Here is a 424-nt window from a genome sequence, read left to right as displayed (position 1 = left end):
TCTGGTAAGTTTGTATAACCTAATGATTTAGCTTTTACTTTTCCATTGTTACCATACATATATACATGCGTCATATATTCTCCACGATTGTATTTATGATTGGCAATATTCATATGCACAATGTAGCTACCATCAGATTGTTTACTTGCTTTATACCACTTGATATCCTTTTGTCTCTTATCTGACCAAATTGGTACATAGATTTCTTTGATTCCTGAACTAATTTGTCCTTTTACAACTACGTCATAACTACCGTTTTGAACATTTACATTCTTAATTTCAGCTTCTAATTTCGTATTGACATCTGGTAAGTTTGTATAACCTAATGATTTAGCTTTTACTTTTCCATTGTTACCATACATATATACATGCGTCATATATTCTCCACGATTGTATTTATGATTGGCAATATTCATATGCACAA

At 30.7% G+C, this 424-nt stretch carries 1 protein-coding gene; it reads right to left on the bottom strand.

The features are described 5' to 3' along the window. A partial coding sequence (locus ACTQZM_RS12070) for a GBS Bsp-like repeat-containing protein (RefSeq protein WP_441653903.1) occupies window positions 1-424 on the bottom strand: 424 nt, incomplete at both ends.

Origin of the sequence: Enterococcus cecorum (assembly GCF_052119425.1) — a bacterium.
Lineage (GTDB): Bacteria > Bacillota > Bacilli > Lactobacillales > Enterococcaceae > Enterococcus_E > Enterococcus_E cecorum_C.
The sequence above is the reverse complement of the archived record's forward strand: the minus strand, read 5'-3'. Positions and strand labels throughout refer to the sequence as shown.